Source organism: Pantoea sp. Acro-807 (assembly GCF_011752675.1).
Taxonomy (GTDB): domain Bacteria; phylum Pseudomonadota; class Gammaproteobacteria; order Enterobacterales; family Enterobacteriaceae; genus Pantoea; species Pantoea eucrina.
In genome coordinates, this window is the sequence record NZ_VWXE01000004.1 from 257,067 (window position 1) to 273,272 (window position 16,206).

Genomic DNA, 16,206 nt, shown 5'->3' on the forward strand with positions numbered 1-16,206 from the left:
TCTGCTCCTGCGCATCAAACCTTACTCTGCAGCGTGCTCTGTGAACGGCGTAATGCGGTAAGCGCAGCGTCGCGCCTGCTGCAGAATATGTTCAACGCGCTCGACTTTCGCCTCCAGCACCTCGCTGAACAGCATCAGTTCAGCGCGGCAGAATCCCTGACAGGCGGCGGCAGCGGCGCAGACAGGACAGTGATTCTCAATCAGCAAGAGCGTTCCGTCATCCTGCTCCTCGTACTCTGCCATATAGCCCTCCAGCGACCGCAGTGCCGCCAGCCGCGCCACCCGATCCCGCAGATCGACAGCATCCTGTAGCTCACGCTGGTAAGCGGCGCGGCTGCTCTGTTCGCGCAAATCTATCAGGTGATCGATCGCCTGTTCACCAAAAGCGTGCCGTACCGTATCCAGCAGCTGCACCGTCAGCGTCGCATGGGAATCCGGAAACCGGCCGTGGCCCGCCTGCGTCAGCGTCCAGAACTGCCCCGGACGTCCAACTCCTTTGCTGCGGGAGAACGACTCTATCAGCCCTGATGAGGCAAGTTTGCTGAGTTGCTGGCGTGCCGCTTCAGCCGTCATGCCCAGCGTCTCTCCCGCCTCAGCAGACTGCAGTGGCCCGCGCGTTTTCAGCAGATAAAGCAGGCGCTCTGGTGTTGCCTGTGCTCTATCGCCCGAGTTTAACAAGCGATTGCTTGACAAAATATTTTACCCTCTTTAATAATCCAAGCGTTGTCTTGTTTTATTAATGTAATGGATCCCGCTGCGCTCAGCAACGGGGCATATGACGCAACGCATGCCGGGAGGCTTATATGTCGTCAGGACAGGAAGGAAGCTGGAGTGAATTACTGGGAGGCAAAAACCTGTTTTTTGCTATTGCGCTTTCAGGCGGCGTTGCACTGCACGCCATTAATGTTTACATCGCCACTACGGTGCTTCCCTCCGTCATCAGGGAGATAGGCGGACTCCACCTCTATGCATGGAACACAACGCTGTTTGTCGTCGCCTCAATACTGGGCTCAGCGCTGACCGCGCGTCTGCTGGCGGTGACGGGCGCGCGACAGGCCTATCTGCTGGCGGCGCTGCTTTTTATCGCGGGTAGTCTGGTCTGCGCACTGGCGCCCGCTATGCCGGTAATGCTGGCAGGTCGGGCGCTACAGGGGCTGGGCGGTGGTTTTCTGTTCGCGCTCTGCTATGCCATGATCTATGCCGTTTTTGAGGAAAAGCTCTGGCCGCGCGCGATGGCGCTGATCTCCGGCATGTGGGGCGTGGCGACGCTTCTGGGCCCGGCGGCCGGAGGAATATTTGCTGAAATGGACGCCTGGCGCATGGCGTTTGGCATACTGATCCCCGTCACGCTGAGTTATATGCTGCTGGTGTGGCTGATTTTCCCTGCTCATAATCGTACCGATACTTCCCACACCGGAAAGCTCCCCTGGATGCAGCTGCTGTTACTGGTTGCGGCCGTTATGACCGTGAGCGCAGCGAGCATGTCCTCTGACATTGCGGTGAATATAGCCGGGATATGTGCGGCGGTTATTCTGCTGCTGCTGTTAATTCGCCAGGAGTTTATCAGTGAAACACGCCTGTTACCGCGTAATGCGCTGCGCCTCAGCTCGCCTCTGCTGGCGCTCTATATCACCATGGCGCTGCTCATCATCGGTATGACCAGCGAAACCTTTGTACCCTATTTTCTTCAAATCCTGCATGGGCAGACGCCGCTGATCTCGGGCTATGTGGCGGCGCTGATGGCCGCAGGCTGGACGGTATCGGAGATCTGGAGCTCCGGCTGGCAGACGCGGGGCATTAAGCGCGCAATTGCCGCAGGACCGGCGCTGGTTCTGGCGGGTATGGTGCTACTGGCTATTGTGACTCCGCGCTCAGCCAGCAGCGACGGACAGATACTTGTGCTGATCGGGACAGGACTGGCGCTGATTGGCTTTGGTATCGGGCTGGGCTGGCCCCATTTACTGACGCGCATCCTGCAGGTGGCTCCCGCAGACGATCAGGATGCAGCAGCCACCTCCATCACTACGGTTCAGCTGTTTGCTACGGCTCTGGGTTCTGCCATCGCCGGTATGCTCGCTAACGCCGGAGGCCTGTCGGCGCCGGGGGGAATCGCTGGCGCCTCCTCTGCGGCCTGGCTGCTTTTTGCCGTTATGGCAGCCGCCCCGCTGCTCTCTCTGCTGAGTGCTAAAAAGGTGCTCACCGGATTTAAGCAGCAGAAAACCAGCTAAAGCCGGAGCGCCTCTGACAGTTGTCAGAGGCGCTTTATCTGGCGCAGAACGTTATGCGTAATACAGACGTTACCGACGGGCTGAGCGAGATAACAGAAAGCGTCAGCCCTGCTGCACTGCACGCTGTTCGCTCTCATTCATCGCGCGATGCAGGGTTGCAAGCAGCGGTTCAATGTCGAGCGGCTTGGTAAAAATATCAAACGTTCCCTCCTGAAACGTGCTGCGGCAGACGTCAAGCGTACCATACGCGGTCATAAGGATAACCGGCAGCAGCGGATGACGGGCGCGCTGTTCGGTCAGCCAGTTAAGCCCATCCATGCCGGGCAGCCGCACATCCACCAGCAGACAGCCGCGCAGCGGCAGCGCTTCTGCACTGGCAACGGCGTCGAATGTCGCCAGATCGCCGAAGTCAGCCACCTCGTAATCTACGGTTTTCAGCAGAAATCCCAGCGACTCCCTTACTGACAAATCATCATCCACTAACCACACTTTCGCGCTCATTCCATTACTCCGCCACCGGGAAAATTAACGTTATCTCTGCACCATATCTGGCGCGATTTATCAGCACCCGCTGACCGTTCAGGTACAGCGCCGGGCGCATTTGCAGAAAAATCTGGTACTGACTGGCGAAGACAGATTGCGGCTGCCAGCCTCTATTTCAGAAAAGTTCGTAGCCTGCCTCAGGGTTGTTCTTCCGTTATCGTGCAGCAGAAGCGACATGTTGCCGTAAGGCTGCAGTGCAATAAGAGAGGTCAGCCTGAACGATAAAAAGTGCCTGCAGCATGGCTGACAACAGCCTGCAGCACGGCTGCCGGAAACCTGTCGCGCGCAGCGCAATGCGCTGTTCCTGAGGCGGCAGCGGTGCTTCACTTAAAGATGCGCGATCTTTTCATATCCCTTCCCGGAACGCCATCGGCACAAGTCTGGATAACGCAGCCGCCAATACCACGAATAACTGGGGGATTCGCTTTAAAACATTCAGGCTTCTTTCTGTGGCAGGGGGTGATGCTCAGTCAGCCGTTACCCGCGTGCAGGGTGCTAAAACAGGTCGTATGGTTCGGCTGGCAGCAGCGTAAATGCCCGTTTCATTATGCGCGCCTCCTCTGCCGGACTGCGGCCAAACAGGCGTTTAAATTCGCGGCTGAACTGTGAGTCACTTTCGTAGCCTGTACGCGCAGCTGCCCCGGCTGCGGTCAGGTTCTGCTGGATCAGCATCAGTCGTGCACGATGTAAGCGCAGTGATTTAAGATACTGAATGGGTGAAGTTTGTGTAACGGTTTTAAAGTGCAGATGAAAACGCGGCACGCTCATGCCCGCCTCACGGGCAAGTTGCGTAACGTTTATAGGCTGCTGCCAGTTATCATGGATTTGCTGTAGCGCCCGGGCAATGCGGCCAAAATGGCCCTGATACGCCAGCGCGGCGCGTACAGCGGCACCCTGCTGCCCCATCAGAATGCGAAAGCAGATCTCTTCCACACGGGCCGGCCCCAGTATCCGCGCCTCAAGCGGATCCCGTAATGCCTGAAGCAGTGCCAGCGTACTCTGTAGCAGTGTGCTATCCAGCGGCGTGGAGATAATAGCAGCCGTCGCCCTCTCTTCACCCGCAGGCTTTGCCGGCACCTGCGCGATGAGTTTCGCCAGTACGTTAACGTCAAAACGGATCGCCAGGCCCAGCAGCGGCTCAGCGGACGTCGCTTCAGTCTCCGCTGAGAATGGCAGAGGCACAGATAATACCAGATAGTGTTGCGCGTCATAGCGGTAGACATTATCCGCCAGAAAGGCACGCTTAGCGCCCTGGCAGATAATGATGATGCCCGGCTCATAAAGTACCGGCGTGCGCGCCCACTGCTGATTAGCCCGCATAAATAACACGCTATCCAGCAGGGATTTTGTATATCCCTCCTGCGGTGCCAGCTGGTTAAGCAAAGTGCAAATCTGCTGTTGCACGTCATTCATCACACGTTCTCCCGGATAGTTGAATTCCTGCTTAGTCACAAGGCGCAGCGCGCGGCTCGCTCTGCGAGAGGATCAGGCAAAGATGCGCAGTGAATAGGTCTGTTGACGATTGCGGCATTTTTCAACAATAGCAGGGTACTTCACACGAGGAAAAAAAGATGACTGATGCAAAAGCGAAAGTAATTATTCTGACCGGCGCCAGCAGCGGTATCGGTGAAGCCATCGCCCGCTATCTGGCCAGGCAGGGTCACAGGCTGATCCTTGGTGCACGCCGGGCCACACGTCTGGCATCGTTGTGTGATGAGCTGCAGCAGCAGGGTGCCCGGATAGATTATCTGACGACAGATGTGACGCAGCGCGCTGATACACAGGCATTAGCCCGTCTGGCCATTGAAAAATATGGGCGGATTGATGTGATGATTAACAATGCGGGCGTGATGCCGCTCTCTCCGATGGCTTCACTGAAAGTTGAAGAGTGGGACCAGATGCTGGATGTTAATGTGCGCGGCGTGCTTTACGGCATCGCTGCAGTACTGCCCGCAATGCAGCAGCAGCAGGCGGGGCACATTATCAATATCGCGTCAATCGGGGCGCTTACGGTCTCACCCACCGCGGCGGTTTACTGCGCCACTAAATTTGCCGTCCGCGCTATTTCTGAGGGATTACGGCAGGAGTCGTCCGCTCTGCGCGTTACCGTTATCAATCCAGGCGTAGTGGAATCTGAGCTGGCTGACAGCATCACTGACGATGTGGCCCAGGAGGCAATGCGCAGCTTTCGGGCTATCGCCCTTAAACCGGAATCGATAGCGCAGACGGTCAGCTGGGCTATCGATCAGCCTGGCGAGGTTGACGTCAGTGAAATCACGCTGCGCCCTACTGCCAGCCCGTTTTAAGCCATAAAAATTCTGGCGATTTCAGGCTGAAATTTCAGGCATCGACGCGCGGGCGTCGTTATAACCAGCCCGCGCGCTTCAGCCGCCACCACATAATGCAGCAGATAAGCAGCGTTGATCCCAGCGCCACCGGATAACCAAAATGGCTGTGCAGCTCCGGCATGTCGGAAAAGTTCATGCCATACATACTGAATACAATTGTTGGCACAATCAAAATGGCGCCCCAGCCCGCCAGCTTCTTATTCACTTCACTTTGCTGTACAGAGACCAGCGCGAGGTTGACCTGCATAGCACTGGCCAGCGTTTCACGCATATCCTCTGCATCGATCATGACGTGATGCGCGTGATCCTGCACATCGCGCAGATAGGCGCGCAGATTTTTTGGGATAATATCTTCATGGAAACGAACCAGCTGCGGACAGATTTCAGTGACCGGCATCGCGGCGTTGCGCAGCGCCAGCAGCTGGCGTCGCAGATGGTAGACCTGCTCCAGCGCGTGGTTATCAAAGCGCGTGGAAAACATCCCATCTTCGAGATTACCGATACGCTCGCTGAGCGTTTGTGTGATTTTACTGTAGTTGTCTACGATAAAATCGAGGATACAGTAGAGTGCATAGCCTGGCCCCTGGCACAGCATGGCGTGATTCTTTTCCGCTTTTTCCCGGATTGCGGCATAGCCTTCCCGCGATCCATGGCGTACCGTAATCAGGAAATTTTTGCCCAGAAAGAAGTGCGTTTCACCAAACGTGATGTGCTGCTGCGCCTGCATATACGCCGTTTTGACCACGATAAATACCGATTCGCCATACTGTTCAATCTTAGGACGCTGATGCGCCAGCAGAGCATCTTCGATCGCCAGCTCGTGCAGCCCGAATTCCTCCTGCAGCTTTTGCATAAAAGCGGGTTCGGGCTGGTATAACCCAAGCCAGACGAACGATTTATCTTCTTTCAGGATATCGCTGATCTCTGCAACATCGACATGCTCTTGCCGCTCGCCATGACGATAGACCACGCAGTTGACGATCTCATCTGCATGATTGTCGGTTCGTTCCTGCTTTTCCATTTTTGCCTCAATCCTGCTCTGGCTTACTCTGTCGCTCTCTGAAGGGATCCGGAAGCGACGCCTTATACTGTTAGGGTAGCAAAAGCCGTGGCAGGCGGATATTGCCAGCCTGAAAAGTCGTTACGGCACGCCCAGATAACGCAGTAATCCCGTCATTGCTGCGGCTCCTGCGATAACCAGAATCAACGGCGTCCGTCGCCATGCCAGAAAAACAGCAAACAGAACGCCTGCTACCCGTGCGATGCCGGCAAAGTGCGTTCCTTCAAACAGTGCGGTTGTGACCGCCACCGCCAGCAACAGGACCGTGGCAGCATCTGACAGCATATTGCGCGTTTTTTCTGACATCGGCAGCCGGCTGCCGAGACGGTATCCGGCAAAACGGATAGCGTACGTTCCGACGGCCAGCAGCGCGATACCGGCAATGACCAGACTATTGTCCATCTTTACGCTCCCGCCAGCTCAGCAACCCCAGCAGGGAAAAGAGCACCGGCATTCCTGCCGGTACAAAAGGCGTGACCGCGACAGAGAGTGCGGTCCCGGCCAGCGCCGGAATGCGTGTCCGCCGTTTGCGCAGCGCCGGAAAAATCAGCGCAATCAGGATCGCCGGGAAAACCGCATCCAGCCCGATGGCGGAAACGTCAGGAATAAAGCGGCCAATCATGGCGCCGCCGATAACGGTGAGTGGCCAGACCGCAAAAATACCGAGTCCGCACAGCCAGTAGGCAACCCGGCGCTGCTGCAGTCCCGGTTGCGAGATACCAAATACCACGCTCTCATCGTTCATGATATGGCAGCCAAGGAGGCTGCGGCCTCCCTGCCCCACCAGATCTTTTACCGCAATGCCAAACGGCAGATGGCGCGCATTGACCAGCAACCCGGCGGCGGCGGCAGTGAGCGGGCTTCCGCCACCAGCAACAACGCCGATAAACAGAAATTCCGAAGCGCCTGCCAGCACCAGCGTAGAGAGCGCTATCGGCACCCAGAGCGGAAAACCCTGTGCAGCGGCCAGCGAGCCATAGGAGAGGCCCACAATACCGTCTGCCAGACAAACCAAAACAATCGCTTTTATCACGCCGCGATCAAGCACGTTAATCCCCGCACGCATCACATATTGATCTCATACCGAACAGTAAAGACAGTATAATGAACGTTCAGAAATTGTTTTACAAGATGAACAAACGTTCGATAAAACGAACAGGAGCTGCTGTGACACCACCGATTGATACTATTGCCGCCGGGCTGATCCGCGAGCGGCAGCGTGCCGGACTTTCACTGACTGAAGTGGCTCGCCGTGCGGGTGTGGCAAAATCAACGCTCTCACAACTGGAAGCGGGCAACGGCAATCCCAGTATCGAAACCCTCTGGGCGCTCTGTGTCGCGTTAAATATTCCTTTCGCCCGCCTGCTGGAACCAGAGGTAAAACGTCTGCAGGTTATTCGCAAAGGTGAAGGGATGATTGTGTCGGCTGAACTGGCTGATTATCAGGCGGCTCTGCTCGCCAGCTGCCCGCCAGGCGGGCGACGCGACCTCTATCTGGTGACCAGTCAGCCAGGCGCGCCGCGCGCTTCAAAGCCGCATCCGCCCGGTTCGGTTGAGCACGTTATCATTGCCCGCGGGCGGGCCAGGGTAGGACCCAGCGATGCGCCGGTGGAGCTGAATCCTGGCGATTACATCTGCTATCCCGCTGATGAACCCCACGTGTTTGAAGCACTGGAAGCCGATACCATGGCGGTGCAACTCTCTGAGCAGAACTGATATCGCCTGAGCCTGAATAAACGCGTCCTGCCTGACGTGTACGCAACGTTCACTGTAATCAGTAAAGCGCGCCCGTAACAGGCGCGCTTTATGGCGATCAGCGATTGACCAGTTTTGCCGGCAGTGCCAGCACCAGCAGGCAGCTGAGCAATAAACAGGCAGCAAACAGCCACAGCGCCCCGTCGCTGCTGCCGGTCATATCCAGCGCGATTCCCATAACAGAATTACTGACCAGGCCTGCAATATTGGCAATTGAGCAGGCGAGCGCAAAACCTGCGGCGGCGGCAGTACCGGTCAGAAAGGTTGCGGGCAGGCTGAAGAAAACCGGCACGGCACCAATAATCATCGCCTGCGCAATGGAAAATAGCAGCACGGTTACAGCCACATTACTGCTCCAGAAGGGCGCGCAGGCCATTGCGGCTGCACCGATGATAAATGGAACAATAATATGCCAGCGGCGTTCGCGCAGCCTGTCTGAGCTGGCTCCAATCAGCAGCATGCCAGCCAGCGCGGCCAGACTTGGGACCGCCGTAAGATAACCAATCGTGGTGAGATCGGTGGAGCCTGCTTTTTTCAGCAGCGTCGGTAACCAGAAGCCCATTGCGTAAGCGCTAAGCAGTATGGAGAAATCGATTCCGCCCAGCATCACTACCCGCAAATTAAGCAGGCCATCCCGCAGCCGGTGTTTCGCCTCAGCAGCTTCGCCCGCATCGCTGCGGAGTTCATCAGCAATGACCTGTTTTTCCTGAACGCTCAGCCAGGATGCCTCTGCCGGGCCATCCGGCAGCATTCGCAGCGTCATCAGCCCCAGCAGAATACTCGGCAAGCCCTCCAGCAGAAACAGCCACTGCCAGCCATGTAGCCCGTGCAGTTTGTCGAAGTGCGTCATGATCCAGCCTGATAGAGGGCCGCCGATGATACTGGAAAGTGGCAAACCCAGCATAAACAGCGCAATAATACGGCCGCGTCGCCATGAGGGAAACCAGCGGGTCAGATAAAACAGCACGCCCGGCAGAAACCCTGCTTCTGCCACGCCCAGTAAAAAGCGGATCGTATAGAACTGACCGGGAGTTTTTACCAGCAGGGTTAACGCCGAGAGCACTCCCCAGCTGATCATGATCCGCGCGATCCAGATCCGTGCGCCGGTGCGTTGCAGAAACAGGTTGCTTGGCACTTCAAACAGAATGTAACCCACAAAAAACAGACCCGCACCCAGACCAAACGCCGTTTCGCTTAGCGCTAAGTCGCTTGCCATCTGCAGCTTGGCAAAACCAATATTAATGCGATCCAGGTAGGCTGCCAGATAACACAGGCAGAGAAACGGGATCAGTTTTAACGTTATTTTTCGATAGATGGCGGCACTTTCCCGCCGCGACTGGATTACTGAAGGATCGGCTACTGCGCTCATCACTCTCTCCGCGTACCATGACTCTGAACAGGGACGGTCAACCGGGTAGTGTGTCACCCGTTCGCATAAATATGACCGCGCGAGAGTAGCGGTAATTATCACCCTGCGCCACTACTTCCTGCGGCGGGCGAGCGGCGTGGCGGTAACGGGGAGATCGGCGTCGCGGATCACGCCAGCGTGTCCCTGCAAACGCAGCAGGCGCGCGGTATCAAGCAGCGAGCGGGCGCCGCTGTCCCCTTTTAACTCACTAAGTGCCGGGCCATATTCTTCCGCAAAGCCTACCGGGTGGCCGGGTTTGTTCTGCCAGCAAAAACGGGCCTGGGAGGCCCCTTCGGAGAGTGCGCCGGCGATACGCTGATGATCTTCTGCAGTAACCCATGCCATATCGCCGGGCTGAATCAGCCAGCCAGACCAGTGCGGCACAGCGCGAACGGCAGCGGCAATCGTCTCGCCGCTGCCTGCACTGCTGACACACAGCACCGGTATCGCCTGCGCGGCAGCCAGCGCCCGTATTGCGGTATATTCAGGTCGCGTTACCAGCAGAAGCGGCAGCCCGCTGCGTTGTGCTGCATGCAGCGTCATACCGAGCACAGGATGGGGTGTTCCGGTGCTGTCAGGCAAGAGGGCAAGCAGCTTATTGCCTTTTCCGCCCGCCTGCTGAAAACGTGTTCCCTGCCCTGCTGCAAGGATGATAATGCCCGGACTTTTCATGTTGCTGGCTACCTGAAAATCGTGAGGCGCACAGTATTGCGCGCCTCAGGGCAGTTAGCGACGGTTTTTCCATACTGTCTGGATATTGCAGAACTCGTGTACGCCAAAACTGGAGAGCTCACGGCCATAGCCGCTCTTTTTAACGCCGCCAATCGCGACACGCGGATCGGATGCGCCGTTGCCGTTGATAAATACCGCTCCTGTTTCCAGCCGCTCTGCCAGCCAGCTGGTCACCAACTCATCGCGGCTCCAGACGGTGGCACTCAGACCGAAATCGCTGTTGTTAGCCAGCGCAAGGGCGTGTTCTGCATTACGCGCCGTAGTGATTGCCGCGACCGGGCCAAATATTTCCTGCTGAAATGCTGTCATCTCCGGCGTCACATCAGCCAGAATGGTAGGGGCATAGTAATTTCCTTCCCCCTCAATTTTATGACCGCCCAGCACCAGACGTGCGCCCTCTTTGAGCGTTTGCTGCACCTGCCCATCCAGTTCATCACGCAGATCGTAGCGTGCCATCGGACCGATAAAGGTCTGCTCATCAAGCGGATCGCCAATTTTCAGTGCGGCTACGGCCTGGCTGAAACGCGCTTCAAACTCGGCGGCGATACTCTCTTCGATGATAAAGCGCTTCGCTGCCATGCAAACCTGTCCGGTATTCTGATAGCGGCCCACCACGGCTGAAGCGACAGCAGCGTCAAGATCTGCGTCGGCCAGTACGATGAAAGGATCGGCACCGCCCAGCTCCAGTACTGTTTTCTTCAGTACCGCACCGGCCTGTGCTGCGATAGCGGCGCCTGCGCGTACGCTCCCGGTGACTGCAACGGCTGCAACGCGTGAATCGCTGATTGCTGCTGAAACGCCGTCGTTGTCCGTATTGATAACGGTAAAAGCACCGTGCGGCAGTTCTGTTGCCTCAAACAGTTCAGCCATCAGATAAGCCGATCCCATCACGCTGGGTGCATGTTTTAACAGATAGGTATTGCCGGCAAGCAGCATGCTGACAGCGCCACGCAGCACCTGCCAGTAAGGGAAATTCCACGGCATCACGGCCAGTATGACGCCCAGTGGTCTGAATGACTGCCACGCCTGCTGACCCTCTACCGGAGCCTGTTTATCAGCAATCATTGCCGGGCCATGTTCGGCATACCAGTCACATAAGCTGGCACATTTCAGGACTTCTGCACGTGCCTGGGCAACAGGCTTACCCATTTCTCGTGTAGCCATCGTTGCCAGTTCATCCTGACGCTGACGCAGCTGTTCACCCAGCTGGCGCAGTACCTTCACACGCTGTTCAATCGTTGTATTACGCCACAGCTCAGCGGCTTCAGCGCTCTGTGCAAGAGAGCGGTCAAGTTCCTCAGCGGTCTGGAGTGGATACGTTGCGAGAATGGCACCCGTTGCAGGATTACGTGAAATCACATGGTCAGTCATCAGAATTCCTCAGTACATTGCTGTTGATCGTGCCTGTTACGATACGCCCGATTACTATTGATATAAAATGAATAATATTGAGCAAGTTGTTCTCTAATTGAAATCAACTAAGAGCGGGTCTCTATAGTGGGATCCTGAGTTATCCACTTATACATAAACCAGATCCCAATAAGAGATCATAAAGAGATCAAAGATAGATCCTAAGAGATCCCCGATCGTCGCAGGCCGCACCACACAAGGCCTCAAAGGGTGATCATGTTCACTATAATCAGTAAAGCATTCACTGTAATCAGTGCTATATTCACTGTACTCTGTGGAATATTCACTATAATCAGTGCTAATGTTCACTGTAATCAGAAAACGATCCCTTTCATCCACAAAATGAAGATCTCATGCCATGGCAGACAAAGAGAGTAAAAACAAGGCGTTACTGGAACCTTTTCTGTCGGTGACAAAAAACAGTGGCGAAGTTATCCAGCTCCATCCTAACAAGAATAATACTGTCCAGCCTGTGGCACTGATGCGTCTGGGATTGTTTGTTCCCACCCTTAAATCCACTGCTCGCGGCAAATCCGGGGCTATGGCCTCCACTGATGCGACCAAAGAGCTGAAAAACCTCTCGCTGGTAAAAGCGGAAGGGTATGAGAAGATCACCATAACCGGTGCCAGACTGGATATGGATAACGATTTCAAAACCTGGGCAGGGATTATTCAATCTTTCTCCCGTTATCCGACCAAAGGCGACACGGTCACGCTACCTTTTATCGATTTCGTTAAGATGTGTGGTATTCCGTCAGCGAACTCCTCTGCAGCCCTGCGCAGGCGCCTGGATGCCTCATTACGGCGCATTGCAACCAATACGCTCTCTTTTGAAGGTAACGGCAAGGCTTATCATACTCACCTTGTACAATCTGCCTATTACGATCGGGAAAAAGATCTGGTTCGCATTCAGGCCGATCCGAAGCTGTTTGAGTTATATAACTTTGATCACAAGGTTCTGCTTCAGTTGCGGGCCATTTCGCGCCTGAAACGTAAAGAGTCTGCTCAGGCGCTCTATACCTATCTGGAAAGCCTTCCTGTTAATCCGGCCCCTATCTCGCTGGCGCGACTGCGTATGCGTCTTAACCTGGGATCGAAAACCACCACGCAGAACCATGTGGTGCGGCGTGCTATGGAGCAGCTGAAAGAGATAGGCTATCTCGACTATTCCGAGATTAAGCGTGGACGTTCAGTGTTTTTCATCATCCATAGCAGGACGCCCAAGCTGGATGGTATCGGAAATCTGGAGAGCATCGACGTGCTGGATGAGATCGAGTTTGACGACGAGTCGTGATGTTCACTGTAATCAGCAAAACATCTTTTCCCGCCGCTGTGCCGTATCAGCCGTGCAGCGCTACTCTGCTCCTTAATGTTCCCCATGCAGGCTGGCTGTTCACTGTAATCAGTAACGTTCACTGTAAACAGTAGACTTCTTTAGCCAGGCTGGGAACAATCAGGCACGGTATGCACCAGACGTAGCATAAATTGATAGTAAGCACTAACATATCTTTTCAGGCAGCTTAATCCCGCTCTGTTTACTGATTACAGTGAACGCCTGCTAACCCTCTGCCCTGCCCTGCTGTGACCACTGTATAGAGGACACAGCTGCTGTTCACTGTAATCAGCAGAGGGCCAGATAGCGTTACGACAGCTGAAAGCAATACCTTTTACGGCCCGCTCTATTGCCCAGGCCGCCTGCGGACCTGTCTGCTGATTATAGTGAACGCTGCCAGCGATAAGACGGGCCGTTACTGACTACAGTGAATGTGGCCAGGCTTTAATGCAGTGAGAGCGGGCATCCGCTACTGATTACAGTGAACGTGCTGCGTATAGACGATCCAGGTGCCGGTGATGCTAAACGACCGCGTTCTGTGGCTCTCCTGATTACAGTGAACGTTACAGCCAGAGAGAGGCTAATTTGCCGGAGAATGCTGACTACAGTGAATGCTGCCGAAGAGGGTCTCCTCTGTTTTTAACAGCTGACTATTGACTACAGTGAACGTGCAGAGAGATACCGGCCAGAGCCTGCTTCACACAGCGTGTTTGCAGCAGCCTGCAGTGAATCTTTTACTGATTACAGTGAACGCTGCGCCCTCATTTACTGATTACAGTGAATCTTTGGACTTCCGACTTATATCTGAACGCCTGCAACTTTACGTTTGCTGATTACAGTGAACGTTTAGCGGCTACTGATTACAGTGAATGCTGCGGGCAATACATTCTGCAGGCATAATTAAGCATTCCGGTTTACAGGATAAGTAATTGCCTTATGTGCAGGATTTAAGTATAAAGTCATAAATCCTACATGTGTGGAGCAGGTATGGCTAATGATGAGAAGCAGATTCTGAAGGTTGCTCAACGTTCAGAAAGAATGCTGATGAGTCTCACCGAGCAGATTCAGGCACAAAAAGAAGAACTCAAAGAAAATACGTTTTATCAGGTCTATGCGAAAGCCGCGCTGGCTAAACTGCCAAAACTGACGCGCGCCAGCGTTGATTATGCGGTCAATGAGATGGAAGAAAATGGCTACGTGTTTGATAAACGCGCTGCCGGCAGCTCCACCAAATATGCGATGTCGATTGAAAACATTGTCGATATCTACCATCACCGGGGCGTACCTAAATATCGCGATCGCCACGCGGAAGCCTATACCCTCTTCGTTGGCAATCTGAAAGGTGGCGTCTCCAAAACGGTCTCAACCGTCTCGCTGGCACATGCGCTGCGGGCGCATCCGCATATGCTGTTTGAAGATTTACGTATTCTGGTCATCGATCTGGATCCGCAATCTTCGGCCACCATGTTTCTGAATCATGAACGTTCAGTGGGTCTGGTAGAAGCCACTGCCGCCCAGGCGATGCTGCAGAATGTCAGCGGCGAAGAGCTGAAAAGCGACTTTATTGTGCCCTCAATCATCCCGGGCGTGGATGTACTGCCCGCTTCAATTGATGATGCGTTTATCGCTTCACGCTGGGAGGAGCTTTGTCATGAACACCTGCCAGGGCAGAACGTGCACGCTGTGCTGTATGAAAACGTTGTGGCAAAGCTCAAAAAAGATTATGACTTCATTTTTATTGATAGCGGCCCGCATCTGGATGCGTTTCTCAAAAATGCGATTGCTGCTTCTGATTTGCTGATGACGCCCGTTCCGCCTGCGCAGGTCGATTTTCATTCGACGCTCAAATACCTTACCCGACTGCCTGAGCTGGTAGAGATTATTGAAGCCTCAGGGGCTGAATGCCGGCTGCAGGGCAATATCGGCTTTATGTCGAAACTCTCCAACAAAGCCGATCATAAGATGTGCCACAGCCTGGCTAAAGAGATTTTCGGTGGCGATATGCTGGACGCGGCGCTGCCGCGGCTTGACGGATTTGAGCGCTGCGGTGAGTCGTTTGATACGGTGATTTCAGCTAACCCTTCTACCTATGTGGGCAGCAGTGAGGCACTGAAAAACGCGCGATCGGCTGCAGAGGATTTTGCCAAAGCCGTATTTGACCGTATTGAATTTATTCGTTTGAACTGAGGTTAAGATGAGCGCAAAACGCATTACTATTGGCCGTACTTTCAGCCAGTCACCTCTGCAAAATGAACACACTGCTGCAGAACATACGCAAACGTTTGTGCTGAATACCGGCAAACGCGCGCTGTTCTCACTTCAGCACGTCTCTGCCCGCGATGTGGAAGCAAAGACTTTTGTCGTGCAGGAGACCAACGGTCGCGACCAGTCTGGCCTGACGCCAGAATCGCTGCGTGACATCATTCGTACGATCAAACTGCAGCAGTTTTTTCCCGCCATCGGGGTAAAGCGCGGTGAGCGCATTGAAGTACTTGATGGCTCCCGCCGTCGCGCTGCCGCGCTGTTCTGCAAAACGGGTCTGAGCATACTGGTGACTGATGAGGATATCTCTGCCGAAGAAGCACGTCGCCTGGCTCAGGATATTCAGACTGCGCGTGAGCATAATTTGCGTGAAGTAGGTCTGCGCCTGCTGGCTCTAAAGCAGAGTGGCCTGTCGCAAAAAGAGATTGCTGAGCAACAGGGACTGTCACAGGCTAAAGTGACACGCGCCTTACAGGCCGCGAGTGTGCCGGCTGAACTGATCATGCTGTTTCCTAACCATGCTGAACTCGCCTATCCGGACTATAAGCTGCTGCTGCAGGCATGTGAAAGGCTTCAGGAGAAGCAACAGAGCATAACCACGCTGGTAGAGACTATCAGCGCGGATATTGATGAGATTGCCTCTGAAGATGGTCTGGCTGAAGATGAAGTGAAGAATGCCATTTTGCGTCTGGTGCGCAATGGCAGTAACGCACTGCTTGAGGCTCCGGGAAAAGAGAAAGTCGTGACGACGTCGCTCTGGGACTTTGCTGACAAAGATCGCTTTGCCCGGAAAAAATCCAAAGGGCGCACCTTCAGTTATGAATTTAATCGCCAGCCTAAAGAGCTACAGGATGAGCTGGATAAGGTCATCAGCAGCACGCTTGCTAAATATCTGGAGCAGTAACCATACCGCCTGCGGGCGGTTTATTTGCTTTCGCCACCCCTTTTTCACGCCTAAGTGATTGTCAGTTATAGATTTGAGCTAAAAATTTCAGCCTGAAATCGCCACTGTTTCAGGCTGTTTTACGTAACAAAAGAGAGCCTTTATCCGGCAGGATGACGCATTCCGTTACAACCGCACCCGCACGGACCCTGCTCCGGCTTTACCAGTTATGATAAATTAGATG

At 54.6% G+C, this 16,206-nt stretch carries 15 protein-coding genes; 6 read left to right on the forward strand and 9 right to left on the reverse strand.

Annotated features, from left to right (window positions below; genetic code table 11):
- Window positions 1-21 precede the first annotated feature (21 nt).
- A complete protein-coding gene (locus tag F3J39_RS11975; RefSeq protein ID WP_233207443.1) occupies window positions 22-693 on the reverse strand; it encodes a MarR family transcriptional regulator in 672 nt (223 codons plus the stop codon).
- A gap of 110 nt (window positions 694-803) precedes the next feature.
- Here F3J39_RS11975 and F3J39_RS11980 point away from each other — a divergent pair, with 110 nt between their 5' ends.
- Complete coding sequence (locus F3J39_RS11980) at window positions 804-2,228, forward strand: MFS transporter (RefSeq protein ID WP_104085758.1); 1,425 nt, start codon at window positions 804-806, stop codon at window positions 2,226-2,228.
- A gap of 102 nt (window positions 2,229-2,330) precedes the next feature.
- Here the strand turns inward: F3J39_RS11980 and F3J39_RS11985 are convergent, their stop codons facing one another.
- Together F3J39_RS11985 and F3J39_RS11990 are read right to left on the reverse strand one after the other, a co-directional pair.
- On the reverse strand, window positions 2,331-2,729 hold the full coding sequence (locus F3J39_RS11985) for a response regulator (protein ID WP_104085757.1): 399 nt from the start codon (window positions 2,727-2,729) through the stop codon (window positions 2,331-2,333).
- Window positions 2,730-3,266: 537 nt separating this feature from the next.
- Window positions 3,267-4,184: an AraC family transcriptional regulator gene (locus F3J39_RS11990; RefSeq protein ID WP_040113733.1), complete on the reverse strand. Its 918-nt coding sequence runs from the start codon at window positions 4,182-4,184 to the stop codon at window positions 3,267-3,269.
- A gap of 158 nt (window positions 4,185-4,342) precedes the next feature.
- Here F3J39_RS11990 and F3J39_RS11995 point away from each other — a divergent pair, with 158 nt between their 5' ends.
- A complete protein-coding gene (locus F3J39_RS11995; RefSeq protein WP_104085755.1) occupies window positions 4,343-5,077 on the forward strand; it encodes an SDR family oxidoreductase in 735 nt (244 codons plus the stop codon).
- Between the two features lie 58 nt (window positions 5,078-5,135).
- On the opposite strand, the gene corA is transcribed toward F3J39_RS11995, so the two are convergent.
- The 3 genes from corA to F3J39_RS12010 all read right to left on the reverse strand — a co-directional run bounded on the left by corA (window position 5,136) and on the right by F3J39_RS12010 (window position 7,227).
- Window positions 5,136-6,140 (reverse strand): magnesium/cobalt transporter CorA, encoded by a 1,005-nt coding sequence (gene corA / locus F3J39_RS12000; protein ID WP_094110794.1) that lies wholly within the window; start codon window positions 6,138-6,140, stop codon window positions 5,136-5,138.
- A gap of 120 nt (window positions 6,141-6,260) precedes the next feature.
- Window positions 6,261-6,581 carry an AzlD domain-containing protein gene (locus tag F3J39_RS12005; RefSeq protein WP_040113737.1) on the reverse strand — a complete coding sequence of 107 codons (321 nt, stop codon included), beginning with the start codon at window positions 6,579-6,581 and terminating at the stop codon, window positions 6,261-6,263.
- Window positions 6,571-7,227, reverse strand: a complete 657-nt coding sequence (locus F3J39_RS12010) for an AzlC family ABC transporter permease (RefSeq protein ID WP_233207442.1) — start codon at window positions 7,225-7,227, stop codon at window positions 6,571-6,573. Before F3J39_RS12010 ends, F3J39_RS12005 begins: the two co-directional genes overlap by 11 nt.
- Window positions 7,228-7,346: 119 nt before the next feature.
- On the opposite strand from F3J39_RS12010, the gene F3J39_RS12015 reads away from it, so the two are divergent.
- Complete coding sequence (locus tag F3J39_RS12015) at window positions 7,347-7,895, forward strand: XRE family transcriptional regulator (RefSeq protein WP_040113746.1); 549 nt, start codon at window positions 7,347-7,349, stop codon at window positions 7,893-7,895.
- Between the two features lie 97 nt (window positions 7,896-7,992).
- Here the strand turns inward: F3J39_RS12015 and F3J39_RS12020 are convergent, their stop codons facing one another.
- The 3 genes from F3J39_RS12020 to F3J39_RS12030 all read right to left on the reverse strand — a co-directional run bounded on the left by F3J39_RS12020 (window position 7,993) and on the right by F3J39_RS12030 (window position 11,445).
- On the reverse strand, window positions 7,993-9,303 hold the full coding sequence (locus tag F3J39_RS12020) for an MFS transporter (protein WP_071668114.1): 1,311 nt from the start codon (window positions 9,301-9,303) through the stop codon (window positions 7,993-7,995).
- Window positions 9,304-9,414: 111 nt separating this feature from the next.
- On the reverse strand, window positions 9,415-10,014 hold the full coding sequence (locus F3J39_RS12025) for an NTP transferase domain-containing protein (RefSeq protein ID WP_166714242.1): 600 nt from the start codon (window positions 10,012-10,014) through the stop codon (window positions 9,415-9,417).
- Between the two features lie 54 nt (window positions 10,015-10,068).
- Window positions 10,069-11,445, reverse strand: coding sequence for an aldehyde dehydrogenase family protein (locus F3J39_RS12030; RefSeq protein WP_166714243.1), 1,377 nt, complete (start codon window positions 11,443-11,445; stop codon window positions 10,069-10,071).
- A 397-nt stretch (window positions 11,446-11,842) separates the two neighbouring features.
- On the opposite strand from F3J39_RS12030, the gene F3J39_RS12035 reads away from it, so the two are divergent.
- From F3J39_RS12035 to F3J39_RS12045, 3 genes are all read left to right on the forward strand, one after another.
- A complete protein-coding gene (locus tag F3J39_RS12035; protein WP_040113754.1) occupies window positions 11,843-12,778 on the forward strand; it encodes a RepB family plasmid replication initiator protein in 936 nt (311 codons plus the stop codon).
- 1,026 nt (window positions 12,779-13,804) lie between these two features.
- The gene (locus F3J39_RS12040) at window positions 13,805-15,004 is read left to right on the forward strand and encodes an AAA family ATPase (RefSeq protein WP_104085753.1); all 1,200 of its coding nucleotides are present in this window, start codon (window positions 13,805-13,807) and stop codon (window positions 15,002-15,004) included.
- Between the two features lie 7 nt (window positions 15,005-15,011).
- Entirely contained in the window at window positions 15,012-15,983 is a 972-nt protein-coding gene (locus F3J39_RS12045; RefSeq protein WP_071668118.1) for a ParB family protein, read from the forward strand.
- The last annotated feature ends 223 nt before the right edge of the window (window positions 15,984-16,206 follow it).